Source organism: Streptomyces sp. NPDC031466 (genome assembly GCF_055581265.1).
This window is the reverse complement of the sequence record NZ_JBVIJT010000005.1, coordinates 427921-442729: the sequence shown is the minus strand read 5'-3', so window position 1 is coordinate 442729 and position 14809 is coordinate 427921. Positions and strand designations below refer to the sequence as shown.

The following is a 14809-nucleotide window of genomic DNA, read 5'->3' as shown; positions in this document are numbered from 1 at the left end:
ACGCAGGTACGAAAGTGCCGTAACGCCACGTCGCTAGTGAAGGAACCACTGATGGAGCTCGGTCTCGTCGGCCTCGGCAAGATGGGCGGCAACATGCGCGAGCGCATCCGCCGCGCAGGTCACACCGTCATCGGATACGACCGCAACCCGGACCTCGCCGATGTCCACAGCCTCGAAGAGCTTGTGGGCAAGCTCAAGGGTCCGCGGGTCGTGTGGGTGATGGTCCCGGCCGGTGCCGCGACCCAGTCGACCATCGACGAGCTGTCCGAGCTCCTCCAGCCCGGCGACGTCGTCGTGGACGGCGGGAACAGCCGCTGGACGGACGACGAGAAGCACGCCGAGGAGCTGAAGGCCAAGGGCATCGGCTTCGTGGACTGCGGCGTCTCCGGCGGCGTCTGGGGCCTGGAGAACGGCTACGCGCTGATGTACGGCGGCGACAAGGAAGACGTCGCCAAGGTGCAGCCGGTCTTCGACGCGCTCAAGCCCGAGGGCGACTTCGGATCGGTGCACGCGGGCAAGGTCGGCGCGGGCCACTTCGCGAAGATGGTCCACAACGGCATCGAGTACGCCATGATGCAGGCCTACGCCGAGGGCTGGGAGCTGCTGGAAGCCGTCGACTCGGTGACCGACGTGCGCGAGGTCTTCCGCTCCTGGCAGGAGGGCACGGTCATCCGTTCCTGGCTGCTGGACCTCGCGGTCAACGCGCTGGACGACGACGAGCACCTGGAGAAGCTGCGCGGCTTCGCGCAGGACTCCGGAGAGGGCCGCTGGACCGTCGAGGCGGCCATCGACAACGCGGTCCCGCTCCCGGCGATCACCGCGTCCCTCTTCGCCCGCTTCGCGTCCCGCCAGGACGACTCGCCGCAGATGAAGATGATCGCCGCGCTGCGCAACCAGTTCGGCGGCCACGCGGTCGAGAAGAAGTAATCCACAGCCTGTGCGTCGAGCACAGGCTTGCCGGGGGAGGTCGGCGCACACCATGCACGTCACGCATCTGTCGCTGGCCGACTTCCGGTCGTACGCCCGGGTCGAGGTCCCACTCGATCCGGGCGTCACCGCGTTCGTGGGCCCCAACGGCCAGGGCAAGACGAACCTCGTGGAGGCCGTCGGCTACCTCGCCACGCTCGGCAGCCACCGCGTCTCCTCGGACGCCCCGCTGGTGCGCATGGGCGCCGAGCGGGCCGTCATCAGGGCCAACGTCCGCCAGGGCGAGCGGCAGCAGCTGATCGAACTCGAACTGAACCCCGGCAGGGCGAACCGCGCCCGCGTCAACCGCTCCTCGCAGGTCAGGCCGCGGGACGTGCTGGGCATCGTGCGCACGGTGCTCTTCGCGCCCGAGGACCTGGCGTTGATCAAGGGCGACCCCGGTGAGCGGCGGCGCTTCCTCGACGAGCTGATCACCGCCCGCTCCCCGCGCATGGCAGGCGTCCGCTCGGACTACGACCGGGTCCTCAAGCAGCGCAACACCCTCCTGAAGTCGGCCGCGCTCGCCCGGCGCCACGGCGGACGCTCCATGGACCTGTCCACGCTCGACGTCTGGGATCAGCACCTCGCGCGCGCGGGCGCCGAGCTGCTGGCGCAGCGGCTCGATCTGATCTCGGCGCTCCAGCCGCTGGCCGACAAGGCATACGAACAGCTGGCCCCCGGCGGTGGACCCGTCGCCCTGGAGTACAAGCCCTCCGCGCCCGGTGAGGGCCACACCCGCGAGGCGCTCTACGAACAGCTGATCGCCGCCCTCGAGGAGGCGCGCAAGCAGGAGATCGAGCGGGGCGTGACGTTGATCGGCCCGCACCGCGACGACCTGCTGCTCAAGCTGGGCCAGCTCCCCGCCAAGGGGTACGCGAGCCACGGTGAGTCCTGGTCGTACGCCCTGGCGCTGCGCCTCGCCTCGTACGACCTGCTCAGGGCCGAGGGCAATGAGCCGGTGCTCGTCCTCGACGACGTCTTCGCGGAGCTGGACGCCCGCCGCCGGGAGCGGCTCGCGGAACTGGTGGCCCCCGGGGAGCAGGTGCTGGTCACGGCCGCGGTGGACGACGACGTCCCGGGCGTGCTCGCAGGCACGCGGTTCGCGGTGGCGGACGGGGCGGTGGACCGCGTATGAGCCAGGAGAAGCCCGCCAAAGGTGAGCCCGAGGGAGCGCGGAAGACGCCGGAGCCCTCCGGCGTCGACCTCGCCCGCGTCGCCCTGCGCGCCGCGAAAGAACAGGCCCGCGCGCGTGGCGACGCCGCGCAGCAGAAGAAGCAGGCCCGCCGCGGCGGACTGCGCTCCGGAGCCCGCGCCGACGGCCGCGATCCGTTGCCGCTCGGCTCCGCCATCAACCGGCTGATCACCGAGCGCGGCTGGGAGACGCCGGCCGCGGTCGGCGGTGTGATGGGCCGCTGGCCGCAGATCGTCGGCGACGACCTGGCCAAGCACTGCGTCCCACAGAAGTACGACGAGGACGAGCGCGTCCTGACCGTCCAGTGCGACTCCACGGCCTGGGCCACCCAGCTGCGCCTCATGGCCCCCCAGCTGGTCGCCCGCCTCAACGAGGACCTGGGCCACGGCACCGTGCGCCTCATCAAGGTGCTCGGTCCCGGGGGGCCCGCGCACCGCTTCGGACCCTTGCGCGCACCGGGCAGCACGGGCCCCGGCGACACCTACGGCTGAGCCTGTCGGCGGCGGTTGCTGGGGGTTGACGGCTCGAAGCGCTGAGTGCCGCTGTGAGCCCTCTGGAGCCCCGTTCCGTATATGGGGAGTCGGCCGAGTCCGGTTCAGGGCGGCACATGAGGACTCAGGTACCGGCAAGCCCCCATCAATGTCAGTGCTACCGGTAGACTGGAAGCTAATCCCGCCCCACTTGTGGGACGCACCGAGCAACGCTGACTATCGCTGAACGACGCAGCCGCTCCGGCCACCGCCGGGAGCTTGGCTTGTGCTGTGCCAGAAAGGGCGCTTCGTGGCCGATTCCGGCAACCCCAACGAGAACATCCCGTCCACCGCCGCCGGCGAGACCGTCGAGGCCCCGCCCTCGTACGACGCCAGCGCGATCACCGTCCTCGAGGGTCTGGACGCGGTCCGCAAGCGACCCGGCATGTACATCGGTTCCACCGGTGAGCGCGGTCTGCACCACCTGGTGCAGGAGGTCGTGGACAACTCCGTGGACGAGGCCCTCGCCGGCCACGCGGACGCGATCGACGTCACGATCCTCGCCGACGGCGGCGTGCGCGTGATCGACAACGGCCGTGGCATCCCGGTGGGCATCCACCCGGTCGAGAAGAAGCCGGCCGTCGAGGTCGTGCTCACCGTGCTGCACGCGGGCGGCAAGTTCGGCGGCGGCGGTTACGCCGTCTCCGGTGGTCTGCACGGCGTCGGCGTCTCCGTCGTGAACGCCCTGTCCACCAAGCTCTCCGTCGAGATCAAGACCGACGGCTACCGCTGGACGCAGGACTACAAGACGGGCGCCCCGACCGCCCCCCTGGAGCGGCACGAGGCGACCGACGAGACCGGCACCTCGGTCACCTTCTGGGCCGACGGCGACATCTTCGAGACCACCGAGTACTCCTTCGAGACGCTGGCACGGCGCTTCCAGGAGATGGCGTTCCTCAACAAGGGTTTGACGATCAAACTCACTGATGAGCGCGAGTCGGCGAAGGCCACGGCGGGTGCGGACTCGGCCGAGGCGACCGATGACGAGGCCGCCGAGGCCCGCACGGTCACGTACCACTACGAAGGCGGCATCGTCGACTTCGTGAAGTACCTCAACTCCCGCAAGGGCGAGGTCATCCACCCGACCGTCATCGACATCGAGGCCGAGGACAAGGGCCGCCTGCTCTCGGTCGAGATCGCGATGCAGTGGAACTCGCAGTACACGGAGGGTGTGTACTCCTTCGCGAACACGATCCACACGCACGAGGGCGGTACGCACGAAGAGGGCTTCAGGGCCGCGCTGACGGGCCTGGTGAACCGCTACGCGCGCGAGAAGAAGCTGCTCCGCGAGAAGGACGACAACCTCACGGGCGAGGACATCCGCGAGGGTCTGACGGCGATCATCTCCGTGAAGCTGGGCGAGCCCCAGTTCGAGGGCCAGACGAAGACCAAGCTGGGCAACACGGAGGCCAAGACCTTCGTGCAGAAGGTCGTCCACGAGCACCTCACGGACTGGTTCGACCGCAACCCCAACGAGGCCGTCGACATCATCCGCAAGGGCATCCAGGCCGCCACGGCCCGCGTCGCCGCCCGCAAGGCGCGCGACCTGACCCGCCGCAAGGGCCTGCTGGAGACGGCGTCCCTGCCCGGCAAGCTCTCCGACTGCCAGTCGAACGACCCGACGAAGTGCGAGATCTTCATCGTCGAGGGTGACTCCGCCGGTGGTTCGGCGAAGTCCGGCCGCGACCCGATGTACCAGGCGATCCTGCCCATCCGAGGCAAGATCCTGAACGTCGAGAAGGCGCGCATCGACAAGATCCTGCACAACCAGGAGGTCCAGGCCCTCATCTCGGCCTTCGGCACCGGTGTGCACGAGGACTTCGACATCGAGAAGCTCCGCTATCACAAGATCATCCTGATGGCGGACGCCGACGTCGACGGTCAGCACATCAACACGCTGCTCCTGACGTTCCTGTTCCGCTTCATGCGGCCGCTGGTCGAGAACGGGCACATTTACCTCTCGCGCCCGCCGCTGTACAAGATCAAGTGGTCGCGGGACGACTTCCAGTACGCGTACTCCGACCGCGAGCGCGACGCCCTGGTGGAGATCGGCCGCCAGGCCGGCAAGCGCATCAGGGACGACTCGGTCCAGCGCTTCAAGGGCCTCGGCGAGATGAACGCCGAGGAGCTGCGCATCACCACGATGGACCAGGAGCACCGCGTGCTCGGCCAGGTCACCCTGGACGACGCGGCACAGGCCGACGACCTCTTCTCGGTGCTGATGGGAGAGGACGTCGAGGCACGGCGCTCGTTCATCCAGCGCAATGCCAAGGACGTTCGCTTCCTCGACATCTGAGTCGGCCCGTACAAGCCGCACCTCGAAAGGACTTTGACCAGCAATGGCCGACGAGAACACCCCTGTGACGCCCGAAGAGGAACCTGTCGTTCCCGGTGTGGGCATGCGTGTCGAGCCCGTCGGGCTCGAGACGGAGATGCAGCGCTCCTACCTCGACTACGCGATGTCCGTCATCGTGTCCCGCGCGCTGCCCGACGTACGCGACGGCCTGAAGCCCGTCCACCGCCGCGTCCTGTACGCGATGTACGACGGCGGCTACCGCCCCGAGAAGGGCTTCTACAAGTGCGCCCGCGTCGTCGGCGACGTCATGGGCACGTACCACCCGCACGGCGACTCCTCGATCTACGACGCCCTGGTGCGCCTCGCCCAGTCGTGGTCGATGCGGATGCCGCTGGTGGACTCCAACGGCAACTTCGGCTCCCCGGGCAACGACCCGGCGGCCGCCATGCGGTACACCGAGTGCAAGATGGCGCCGCTGGCCATGGAGATGGTCCGCGACATCGACGAGGACACCGTCGACTTCACGGACAACTACGACGGCCGCAACCAGGAGCCGACGGTCCTGCCGGCGCGCTTCCCGAACCTGCTGATCAACGGCTCGGCGGGCATCGCGGTCGGCATGGCCACCAACATCCCCCCGCACAACCTCCGCGAGGTCGCGGCGGGCGCGCAGTGGGCCCTGGAGCACCCCGACGCCTCGCACGAGGAGCTGCTGGACGCCCTCATCGAGCGCATCAAGGGCCCCGACTTCCCGACCGGCGCCCTCGTGGTGGGCCGCAAGGGCATCGAGGAGGCCTACCGCACGGGCCGCGGCTCCATCACTATGCGCGCGGTCGTCGCGGTCGAGGAGATCCAGAACCGCCAGTGCCTGGTGGTCACCGAGCTGCCCTACCAGACCAACCCCGACAACCTCGCGCAGAAGATCGCCGACCTGGTCAAGGACGGCAAGGTCGGCGGCATCGCCGACGTGCGCGACGAGTCGTCCTCGCGCACCGGCCAGCGCCTGGTCATCGTCCTGAAGAGGGACGCGGTCGCCAAGGTCGTGCTGAACAACCTCTACAAGCACACCGACCTCCAGTCGAACTTCAGCGCCAACATGCTGGCCCTGGTCGACGGAGTGCCGCGCACGCTCTCGCTGGACGCGTTCATCCGCCACTGGGTGACGCACCAGGTCGAGGTCATCGTCCGGCGCACGAAGTTCCGGCTGCGCAAGGCCGAGGAGCGGGCGCACATCCTGCGCGGCCTGCTCAAGGCCCTGGACGCCATCGACGAGGTCATCGCGCTCATCCGCGGCAGCCAGACCGTCGACGTCGCGCGCGAGGGCCTCATGGGCCTGCTCTCGATCGACGAGATCCAGGCCAACGCCATCCTCGAGATGCAGCTGCGCCGGCTCGCCGCCCTGGAGCGCCAGAAGATCGTCGCCGAGCACGACGAGCTCCAGGCAAAGATCAACGAGTACAACTCGATCCTGGCCTCGCCCCAGAAGCAGCGCCAGATCATCAGCGACGAGCTCGCGGCGATCGTCGACAAGTTCGGCGAGGACCGTCGCTCCGCGCTCGTGCCCTTCGACGGCGACATGTCCATGGAGGACCTGATCGCCGAAGAGGACATCGTCGTCACGATCACCCGCGGCGGCTACATCAAGCGCACCAAGACCGAGGACTACCGCTCGCAGAAGCGCGGCGGCAAGGGCGTGCGCGGCACGAAGCTGAAGCAGGACGACATCGTCGACCACTTCTTCGTGTCGACGACGCACCACTGGCTGCTGTTCTTCACGAACAAGGGCCGCGTCTACCGCGCCAAGGCGTACGAGCTGCCCGACGCCGGCCGCGACGCCCGCGGCCAGCACGTGGCGAACCTCCTCGCCTTCCAGCCGGACGAGCAGATCGCCGAGATCCTCGCGATCCGCGACTACGAAGCGGTGCCCTACCTGGTGCTCGCCACCAAGGGCGGTCTCGTGAAGAAGACACCGCTGAAGGACTACGACTCGCCCCGCTCGGGCGGTGTCATCGCCATCAACCTCCGCGAGACGGACGACGGTTCGGACGACGAGCTGATCGGCGCCGAGCTGGTGTCGGCCGAGGACGACCTGCTGCTCATCAGCAAGAAGGCCCAGTCGATCAGGTTCACCGCAACGGACGACGCGCTGCGCCCGATGGGCCGCGCCACGTCGGGTGTGAAGGGCATGAGTTTCCGCGACGGCGACGAGCTGCTCTCGATGAATGTCGTCCGGCCCGGTACGTTCGTCTTCACCGCCACCGACGGTGGGTACGCGAAGCGGACCAATGTCGACGAGTACCGCGTGCAGGGTCGCGGTGGCCTGGGCATCAAGGCCGCCAAGATCGTGGAGGACCGCGGCGAACTCGTGGGCGCCCTGGTGGTCGAGGAGACGGACGAGATCCTCGCCATCACGCTGGGCGGTGGTGTGATTCGTACGCGAGTCAACGAGGTCAGGGAGACGGGCCGTGACACCATGGGCGTCCAACTGATCAACCTGGGCAAGCGCGATGCCGTCGTCGGCATCGCTCGTAACGCCGAGGCCGGCCGCGAGGCCGAGGAAGTCGACGGGGACATCGTCGTCGACGACCCGGACGGCATCGAGCCGGCCATCGGTACGGACGAGGGCACGGACTCCTCGGCCGAGTAGCGCGAGGAGTGAGTCATCGTGAGTAAAGCCACGGGCGCCGAGGCCCAGCGGGCCGGCACTACCGGTAGGGACGGTGCCCGTGGCTCCGCCACAGATGCCCACGACTCCGACGAGTCTCATGGATCCCAGGGGGGAACTGTGACGGACACCCGAGACGCCGACACATCGGGCGGGGCGCTGCCCGGGGAGCGCAGGCCCGAGACGCAGGCGTCTCAGCCGTACCACCCGCCGCAGGCGTACCAGCAGGGCGCCAAGGGGGGCGCGGCGCGCAAGCCGCGGCCGGGCACGCGCACCGTGCCGCGTACGCGTAAGGCGCGGCTGCGGGTGTCCAGGGCCGACCCGTGGTCGGTCATGAAGGTCAGCTTCCTGCTCTCCATCGCGCTCGGCATCTGCACGATCGTCGCGGCTGCCGTGCTGTGGATGGTCATGGACGCGATGGGCGTCTTCTCCACGGTGGGCGGCACGATCTCCGAAGCGACGGGCTCGAACGAGTCGAACGGCTTCGACCTGCAGTCCTTCCTGTCGCTGCCGCGTGTCCTGACGTTCACCTCGATCATCGCGGTCATCGACGTCATCCTGGCCACGGCTCTGGCGACGCTCGGCGCGTTCATCTACAACCTCTCCGCGGGCTTCGTGGGCGGCGTCGAGCTGACGCTGGCGGAAGACGAGTAACGGGGGTCGCGCCGGGGGCCTGAGCACCGATTTTGGGACTGGCCCCCAGGTGCGCTAATCTTCAGGGGTCAGCGCGCGGGACATACTCCGAAGCGCGGCGGGGCTATAGCTCAGTTGGTTAGAGCGCATCCCTGATAAGGATGAGGCCACAGGTTCAAATCCTGTTAGCCCCACCAGTACGAAAACCCCCGGCCGAATACGGTCGGGGGTTTTTGCTGCGTCGCGGCCGCCCTGAACAACTGTTGCCGAAACCTCGGTCGCACTACGCTCTGCGGATGGCCTTGGAATGGGAACAAGTAATCGTTCATTCGGTGGATCCGGCGGCCCTGGGGCAGTGGTGGGCCGACGCTCTTGGCTGGGTGGTCGTCCACTCCGATGACGATGAGTTCGAGATCCGCCCGGCGCCGGATCGGCTGCCGGGGTTGGATTTCGTGCGGGTCGAGGAGAGCAAGAAGGCGAAGAGCCGGCTGCATCTCGACTTCAGGCCCGACGATCAGGCCGCCGAGGTGGCCCGTCTCGAGGCGCACGGCGCGAAGCGCGTCGACATCGGCCAGGGCGAGCAGTCGTGGGTGGTCCTCGAGGATCCCGAGGGCAACGAGTTCTGCGTCCTCGGTCAGCGACACCGGGCGAGCTGACCCCACCGCGCGCCCCCAGGTTGGCCCGTCCGTTCGCGCGAAGGCCCCCCAGCCTGTGTGGCTGGGGGGCCTTCGGACGTCTATGGGGGGTGTCTGGTCCGGGTTACGGCTCCGAGGCGAGCCCTGGCTCATGGGCGGTGGCCGTCCCGGCCTCGGCTTCCGTGTCCGCGGGGGGCAGGTGCCGGCAGCTGGGCGACGACCCGTGGGCCTCGGCGCGGATGCGCTGCTTCATCGTCGGGGGCAACGAACGTTCGTACGCGGCTGTCCAGAGGGCGGCCAGAGCCGGCGTGGGCGCGCACTCCGTGGCGTTGCGAGTGTTCGTGGTCTCCTGTACCGCCGTGGCCGCGGCGGCCGTCGTGGTGAGTCCGAGCGCCGCGAAGAGCGCGAGGAAGGCGGTGACGATCGTGGTCCACAGCTTCATGGCCTTGTTGCCGGTCATGACCCCTCAATTCGGGTTGGGCGATTTGCGTACTTTCCTCATGATGTGTATGTGGGGTCGATAACGGCGGACCGACGCCCGCGCGGCGCCGATGTTCAGATGAACACCACACGGATGGCCCTAAGGGCCCCGAGAAAGGGCGCGGAGCGGCGAACGTCACAGTGGGGCGATGCCCATGGAGCGCCGAAGTCCGTTTGGACTGCTGTGTCCGGGGCGGAAGTTGGGGTCGGATCCAGGTCACCGATCGATATCGGTCGGTGTGTATAGTCGGGCGCCAGAAGTCCCCTACGTCAAGGAAAGACGAGGTCGCGCGGTGAAGAAGCTTCTCCTGGTCGCACTGGCCGCCATCGGCGGGCTCCTCGTGTACCGCCAGATCCAGGCGGATCGCGCCGAGCAGGATCTGTGGACGGAGGCGACTGACTCCGTGCCCACGGGTTCGTGAGTCATCGACACCAGTCACTTCACAGGCCCCGGTCGCTGATGCGGCCGGGGTTTTGTGCTGTGCGGTGAGTTCGCTTCCGTGAAGGAGTTGCTTGCGGGGGCGAATGTGGGGGTGGTGGGTGGCGCGGTTGCGGTGACGGCGGAGTCGTGGTGGTGTCCCCGGGGCGCCCGGCGGGCAGGACGCTCGGGGCGGATGGGCCCGGGCGGTCCGGGCGGGACCGCCGACTTCGCGACGAGGGGTGGCGCGGGATGGGGCGGCGGCTTGGCGGGGGCAGGGGCGCGGCGCTGGCAGTGGGGGCGGCGCTGTGTGTGACCGGGGCGCTGCCCCCGGCGCAGACGGTGGCGGCGGGTGCGTCCTCTCCGTACGGTTTCGCCGAAGGTGCCGAAACGATCGACGGCGCGACGAGCAACGCGACGGGGCACCGGCTCAGCCCGGGGAAGACGTACCTAAGCTCCCTCCCGCGCGCGGGACAGCGTTTCTACCGCCTGGAGTTGACGGCCGAGGAGAGCGCCTACGTGGCGGTCACCGCGGTGCCGGGGCTGGCCGAGAAGGTCTCCTACGCCGATGGCATCAAGGTCTCCGTGCAGGACGCCGACGGCGACAACTGCAGCCCCCGGGAGGCGCGGAAGGCGAGGTTCGGCGCCTCCGAGAGCCCGCGCCCCGTCACCGCCACGGCGGCGCGCCGGGTCGGCCCCGACGAGAGGAGCTGCGCGGGTAGCGGTACGTACTACGTGCTCGTCGAGCGGATGAGCGCCCCCGAGTCCTCCCGGGGTGGCTGGGGGCTGGAGCTTCGGGTCGCGACGGAACCCGCGCTGCGGTCTGCGGGAGCGACGCGAGCGCCGCGCTCCTGGAACTCCGCGACCCCCGCGCCCCGGACCGGTGAGCGGACGAGCCGCGCGGGCGGGCCGGGCTTCTCCGGGGCCCGCGCGCTGGGCACGGGGGTCTGGGGCGACCGGATCGAGCCCGGCCGAACGCTCTTCTACCGGGTGCCGGTCGACTGGGGGCAGCGCCTCTCCGTCGGCGCGGAGCTGGGCAGTTCGAGCGGGCGCGGTGAGCGGAGCGGCACGGTACGCGGCTCCGGGCGCGGGAGGGGGTACGTCTCCTCCGCGTTGGTCGTGGCGCTGTCCAACCCGGTGCGCGCGGAGGTCGACGACGCGGACACGGCGTACGACGGCAAGCAGAAGTCGGTGGGAATGGACCCACTGCCTCCGGTCGCGTACGAGAACCGCTTCGCGCCGGGCGACAGGGTGGCCGCGGTGCGGTTCGCCGGCTGGTACTACCTGTCGGTCCACCTCAGCCCGCGGGTCGCGGAGGTGTCCGGCGAGGGGCCGCTCGACCTGACACTGCGGATATCCGTCGAGGGGACCGCGCGGCCGGGGCCGGCGTACGCGGGATCGCCCGTACCCGCCGGGGAGTTCGACGTCACGGAGCGGGACCTGGACGCGGCCCGGCGGGGCGAGACGGCTGCCGGGAACCGCGCGGGGCGGGACGACGACGATGACACGGTGATGGTGGTGCTCGCCGTCGGTGGGATCGGGACCGGGGCGGGTCTGTTGGGCGTCCTCGGCGTGTGGACGCTGGTCGCGCGGCGGAGGGCGACGCTCTTCGCCGTCAGAGCCGGGTCAGGGCCCACACACCGACCGTGAGGCACAGCAGCGCGATGAGCAGCATCGGGACGGCGATCTTCGCGGGCGGGTGGGGTGGTGGACCGGTCGTGGAGTACGGGCGCGGGGGCGTGGAGGGTGGCGGCGGTAAGTGGCTGTGGGGCCCGAAGGCGGGGGCGCGGTACGTCGGGGCGAGTGTGGGTGCGGGGCTTGGTGGTGGGGGGCCGTGACTGAGGGTGGCTTGGGGGCGGGCGGGGCCGGTGGGGCCGACGAGGCCGGGAGGACCGACGAGGTCGTTGTGACCAGTGGGCCCGGTGAGGGCGTACCCCGTGGGCAGCGGTGGGAGGTGGTCGAAGATCTGCACGGCCTCGGCGTCCGGCCCCGGCCCCGGCAGCAGCTCGGCGGCGGACGCCAGCGCCTTGCGCGCCCCGGTGGCGGTGCGGAAGCGCGCCCGGGGGTCGGGCTGGAGCAGGGTGGCGATGACCTGCCAGAGCGGCTCCGGCACGCCCCGTGGCGCGCACGGCGTGCCGTGCTCGGCGAAGTGTTCGATCAGCGCCGTGGCGTCCGGCTTGGCGCCCTCCAGGACGTACAGGGCCACCAGGCCGACGGCGAAGAGGTCGGCGGTGAAGTCCGGTTCGGCGCCCAGCAGCTGCTCGGGAGCGAAGTATCCGGGTGTGCCCATGACATGGTCGGTCGCGGTCAGTCGTGGCTCGCCCTTGCGCATGGATATGCCGAAGTCCGACAGACGCAGGTGCGGGCGTCCGGAGCCGGTGGCTTCGAGCAGGACGTTGGCCGGCTTGATGTCGCGGTGGACGACACCTTCGGCGTGGACGGCCGCGAGACCGGAGAGGAGCTGGTCGAGGAGCGTGCAGGCGAAACGGTGCGGCAGCGGCCCGTAGTCCCCGATGAGATGCGCCAGCGAGCCGCCGCCGACCAGGTCCATGGTGAACAGGACCTTGTCGTCGTCGGCGGCCCAGCTGGCGGGCGCGAGCACGTGCGGGTGGTCGATCCTGACGGCCTGCTCCCGCACGAACCTCAACAGGGTGTGCGCGTCGCTCTGTTGCAGCACCTTGGCGGCCACGTAGCAGCGTCGCCGGTGGTCCCAGGCGCGCCAGACCGCTCCGACTCCCCCGTGTCCGATCGGGTCGACCAGTTCGTACCGGCCGGCGAAGACCTCACCCATGGTCGCGCTCCGCTCCCCTTCCAGGCCGTGCGGCGGCCCGGTCGACGGCTCAGCTCTGGTGCGCCTCGTAGTGGGCCACCGCGTCCGCGGTGCGTCCGGCGCCGTACACCCGGAGGAACTCTGCCAGCTCCGGATGGGTCGGGGCGAGGGAGTCGGCGGCGTCGATGATGTCGCCGGCCGCGGCGACGGAGCGCAGCAGCGACTGGATCTCGCGCACCACGCGCTTGACCGTGGGTGCGCCCGAACCGGTCGCCGTCTGCGCGGTGTTGGTGAGCACGGAGCCGCCCTGGGATTTCCTGATCTCGTCCATGCGGTCGGTCGCCTCGGCGGCGCTCACGCTGCCGTCCGCGACCTGGCTCGCCAGTTCCTGGAGGAGCTGCACACGCTGGACGACCGCGGGGTTGCCGATCTTGGCGCGCTGACCGCTCATCAGCTGGGACAGCATGGGCGCGGACAGGCCGAGGACCCCGGCGAGACGCGCCTGGTTGAGGCCCAGATCATCGATGAGTCGACGGAAGAGCGCCCCCAGCGGCTCCCCGTACCAGTTCCGCTGGAGCTCCCGTGCTCTCGCGGTGGTGTCCTGCTGTGCGGCGTCCATTGCGTCTCCCCATCGCTTCCCCTAAGACCGCGGTTCGCTGCCGCGAACCACGTCGTGCATCTTACGGAGCGTGGTCGTCGACCGGGACCCCCAATCCTTTTGCGAGATCCGGGGGGTGACCCGGTACTCTGGTCTGCGATGCACGCCGGAAGGCGGTCCTGCGGCCCGGCGCATCGTCTCGGGGCCTTAGCTCAGTTGGTAGAGCGCTGTCTTTGCATGGCAGATGTCAGGGGTTCGACTCCCCTAGGCTCCACATTGCAAGAGCCCCTCCGAACTGCGGAAACGCGGGTCGGAGGGGCTCTTCGCGTTTCTGGCGTCAGCCAGGCCTGATGCGGGGCGCAGTGTGGTCGCCGCCGGGGTGGCGGACGTCGGCGGGCCAGGTCGCAGGGCAGGGCGGGAGAAAGTACCGCTCTCGCGTATCCCGAGGTCCGCGGGGGGACTAACGTGGACTGTGCGGCCCCAGCCCCCGGCAGCGCGAACGAGCAGCTGCCGCGTCTCTTGGGGCACACCCTGCGCGCCGGTCAGTGTCCTGTCCGCCTTCACGCGCGCCCCGGGGTGCCGCGGTCGGAGCCCGGCAACCGGAGGTCCCATGTCGACCGGAACGAACAAGAGCTCCTCCACCACGGCCCCGGCCACGGCCCGGGAGGACAGCAGCCATCCGCGGTCCGAGGGGATGCGACTGGCCTCCGCGGTTCTGTACGTCTTCGACCTGGATCAGTCGGTGGCGTTCTACCGGGAGTTGCTCGGGCTCCAGGTGGCCGTGGCCATGCATGAGGCCACGCTCCTGGTCAGCAGCGAGGGGTCCCAGTTGTATCTGCGCTGCGTCGGCCGGCACGCCCCGCACCCGACCGGGGGCATCGGAGTGCCGTGCCTCATGTGGACAGCCCCCAGCGCGTCGGCCCTGCGCCACTGCGAAGAGGTCCTCAAGGACCGCGGCGCTCACGTCACCACGCGGGAGGCGGCCGGTTTCACGTGGGTCGAGGGCCGTGACCCCAATGGCATTCCGGTGCAGGTGACCCATCCGGGCCCGGAGCAGGTGGCACGTACGGAGATCATTTCCCGCATCTACTCCTGGTGACAAATGGTGACCGGCCCGGCCCGCCCATCGAGCGGCTCGCGAGATCCGCTCCGAACAGGAGTATGACCATGGTTCTCCCCAGTGACGAACGACGAAGGATCGTGGTCGGGGTCGACGGCTCGCCGCCGTCCCGGGCGGCGCTGCGGTGGGCGGTGCGGCAGGCCCGGCTGTCGGGCAGCACCGTCGAGGCGTTGACCGCCTGGGACTATCCGACGACGGCGGGGTGGCCCCCGCTGCCCCTGCCCGACGACTTCGAGAACACCTTCGGCAAGGTGCTGGCGGAGGCGGTGGCGCAGACGGAGAAGGACGAACCGGGTGTCGAGATCCGCCAGACCGTGGTGGACGGGAACGCCGCCCAGTGCCTGATCACCGCGGCACGCGGAGCCGAGCTGCTCGTAGTGGGCAACCGCGGCCATGGCGCCTTCACCCAGGCTCTACTGGGTTCGGTGAGCCAGCACTGTGTACACCTCGCCCCCTGCCCCGTGGTGGTGGTCCGCGAGACCTGACAGAGGACGACGACACGGCGG

The 14809-nt window shown here is 69.8% G+C and carries 14 protein-coding genes and 2 tRNA genes; 13 read left to right on the top strand and 3 right to left on the bottom strand.

The features are described 5' to 3' along the window. Positions 1-51 precede the first annotated feature (51 nt). From gnd to ACZ5GP_RS14020, 8 genes are all read left to right on the top strand, one after another. Positions 52-927: a phosphogluconate dehydrogenase (NAD(+)-dependent, decarboxylating) gene (gene gnd / locus ACZ5GP_RS14055; RefSeq protein WP_468751085.1), complete on the top strand. Its 876-nt coding sequence runs from the start codon at positions 52-54 to the stop codon at positions 925-927. A 52-nt stretch (positions 928-979) separates the two neighbouring features. Continuing rightward, a complete protein-coding gene (gene recF / locus ACZ5GP_RS14050; RefSeq protein WP_468751084.1) occupies positions 980-2101 on the top strand; it encodes a DNA replication/repair protein RecF in 1122 nt (373 codons plus the stop codon). Next, a complete protein-coding gene (locus ACZ5GP_RS14045; protein WP_468751083.1) occupies positions 2098-2649 on the top strand; it encodes a DciA family protein in 552 nt (183 codons plus the stop codon). The genes recF and ACZ5GP_RS14045 overlap by 4 nt, the downstream gene beginning before the upstream one ends. Positions 2650-2914: 265 nt before the next feature. Further along, positions 2915-4984, top strand: a complete 2070-nt coding sequence (gene gyrB / locus ACZ5GP_RS14040) for a DNA topoisomerase (ATP-hydrolyzing) subunit B (protein ID WP_358578074.1) — start codon at positions 2915-2917, stop codon at positions 4982-4984. A gap of 43 nt (positions 4985-5027) precedes the next feature. Continuing rightward, a complete protein-coding gene (gyrA, locus tag ACZ5GP_RS14035; protein WP_468751082.1) occupies positions 5028-7631 on the top strand; it encodes a DNA gyrase subunit A in 2604 nt (867 codons plus the stop codon). A gap of 18 nt (positions 7632-7649) precedes the next feature. Beyond that, entirely contained in the window at positions 7650-8303 is a 654-nt protein-coding gene (locus tag ACZ5GP_RS14030) for a DUF3566 domain-containing protein (RefSeq protein ID WP_468751081.1), read from the top strand. Positions 8304-8402: 99 nt separating this feature from the next. Then, positions 8403-8479 (top strand) — tRNA-Ile (locus ACZ5GP_RS14025). A 99-nt stretch (positions 8480-8578) separates the two neighbouring features. After that, positions 8579-8938, top strand: a complete 360-nt coding sequence (locus ACZ5GP_RS14020; protein WP_468751080.1) for a VOC family protein — start codon at positions 8579-8581, stop codon at positions 8936-8938. A 103-nt stretch (positions 8939-9041) separates the two neighbouring features. On the opposite strand, the gene ACZ5GP_RS14015 is transcribed toward ACZ5GP_RS14020, so the two are convergent. Next, the gene (locus tag ACZ5GP_RS14015) at positions 9042-9377 is read right to left on the bottom strand and encodes a DUF6344 domain-containing protein (protein ID WP_468751079.1); all 336 of its coding nucleotides are present in this window, start codon (positions 9375-9377) and stop codon (positions 9042-9044) included. Positions 9378-9690: 313 nt separating this feature from the next. On the opposite strand from ACZ5GP_RS14015, the gene ACZ5GP_RS14010 reads away from it, so the two are divergent. Both ACZ5GP_RS14010 and ACZ5GP_RS14005 read left to right on the top strand, forming a co-directional pair. After that, entirely contained in the window at positions 9691-9819 is a 129-nt protein-coding gene (locus tag ACZ5GP_RS14010; protein WP_003999697.1) for a DLW-39 family protein, read from the top strand. A 248-nt stretch (positions 9820-10067) separates the two neighbouring features. Beyond that, on the top strand, positions 10068-11465 hold the full coding sequence (locus ACZ5GP_RS14005; protein WP_468751078.1) for a hypothetical protein: 1398 nt from the start codon (positions 10068-10070) through the stop codon (positions 11463-11465). Here ACZ5GP_RS14005 and ACZ5GP_RS14000 read toward each other — a convergent pair. Next, on the bottom strand, positions 11431-12606 hold the full coding sequence (locus tag ACZ5GP_RS14000; RefSeq protein WP_468751077.1) for a serine/threonine-protein kinase: 1176 nt from the start codon (positions 12604-12606) through the stop codon (positions 11431-11433). The two genes, ACZ5GP_RS14005 and ACZ5GP_RS14000, sit on opposite strands and share 35 nt — an antisense overlap. 49 nt (positions 12607-12655) lie before the next feature. Then, the gene (locus ACZ5GP_RS13995; protein WP_468751076.1) at positions 12656-13204 is read right to left on the bottom strand and encodes a helix-turn-helix domain-containing protein; all 549 of its coding nucleotides are present in this window, start codon (positions 13202-13204) and stop codon (positions 12656-12658) included. A 180-nt stretch (positions 13205-13384) separates the two neighbouring features. Between ACZ5GP_RS13995 and ACZ5GP_RS13990 the strand changes: the two genes are divergently transcribed. The 3 genes from ACZ5GP_RS13990 (at position 13385) to ACZ5GP_RS13980 (ending at position 14788) form a co-directional block, all read left to right on the top strand. Then, positions 13385-13457: transfer RNA gene (locus tag ACZ5GP_RS13990), tRNA-Ala, on the top strand. Between the two features lie 336 nt (positions 13458-13793). After that, positions 13794-14282, top strand: a complete 489-nt coding sequence (locus ACZ5GP_RS13985; RefSeq protein ID WP_468751075.1) for a VOC family protein — start codon at positions 13794-13796, stop codon at positions 14280-14282. Positions 14283-14350: 68 nt separating this feature from the next. After that, positions 14351-14788 carry a universal stress protein gene (locus tag ACZ5GP_RS13980; protein WP_468751074.1) on the top strand — a complete coding sequence of 146 codons (438 nt, stop codon included), beginning with the start codon at positions 14351-14353 and terminating at the stop codon, positions 14786-14788. Positions 14789-14809: the final 21 nt, after the last annotated feature.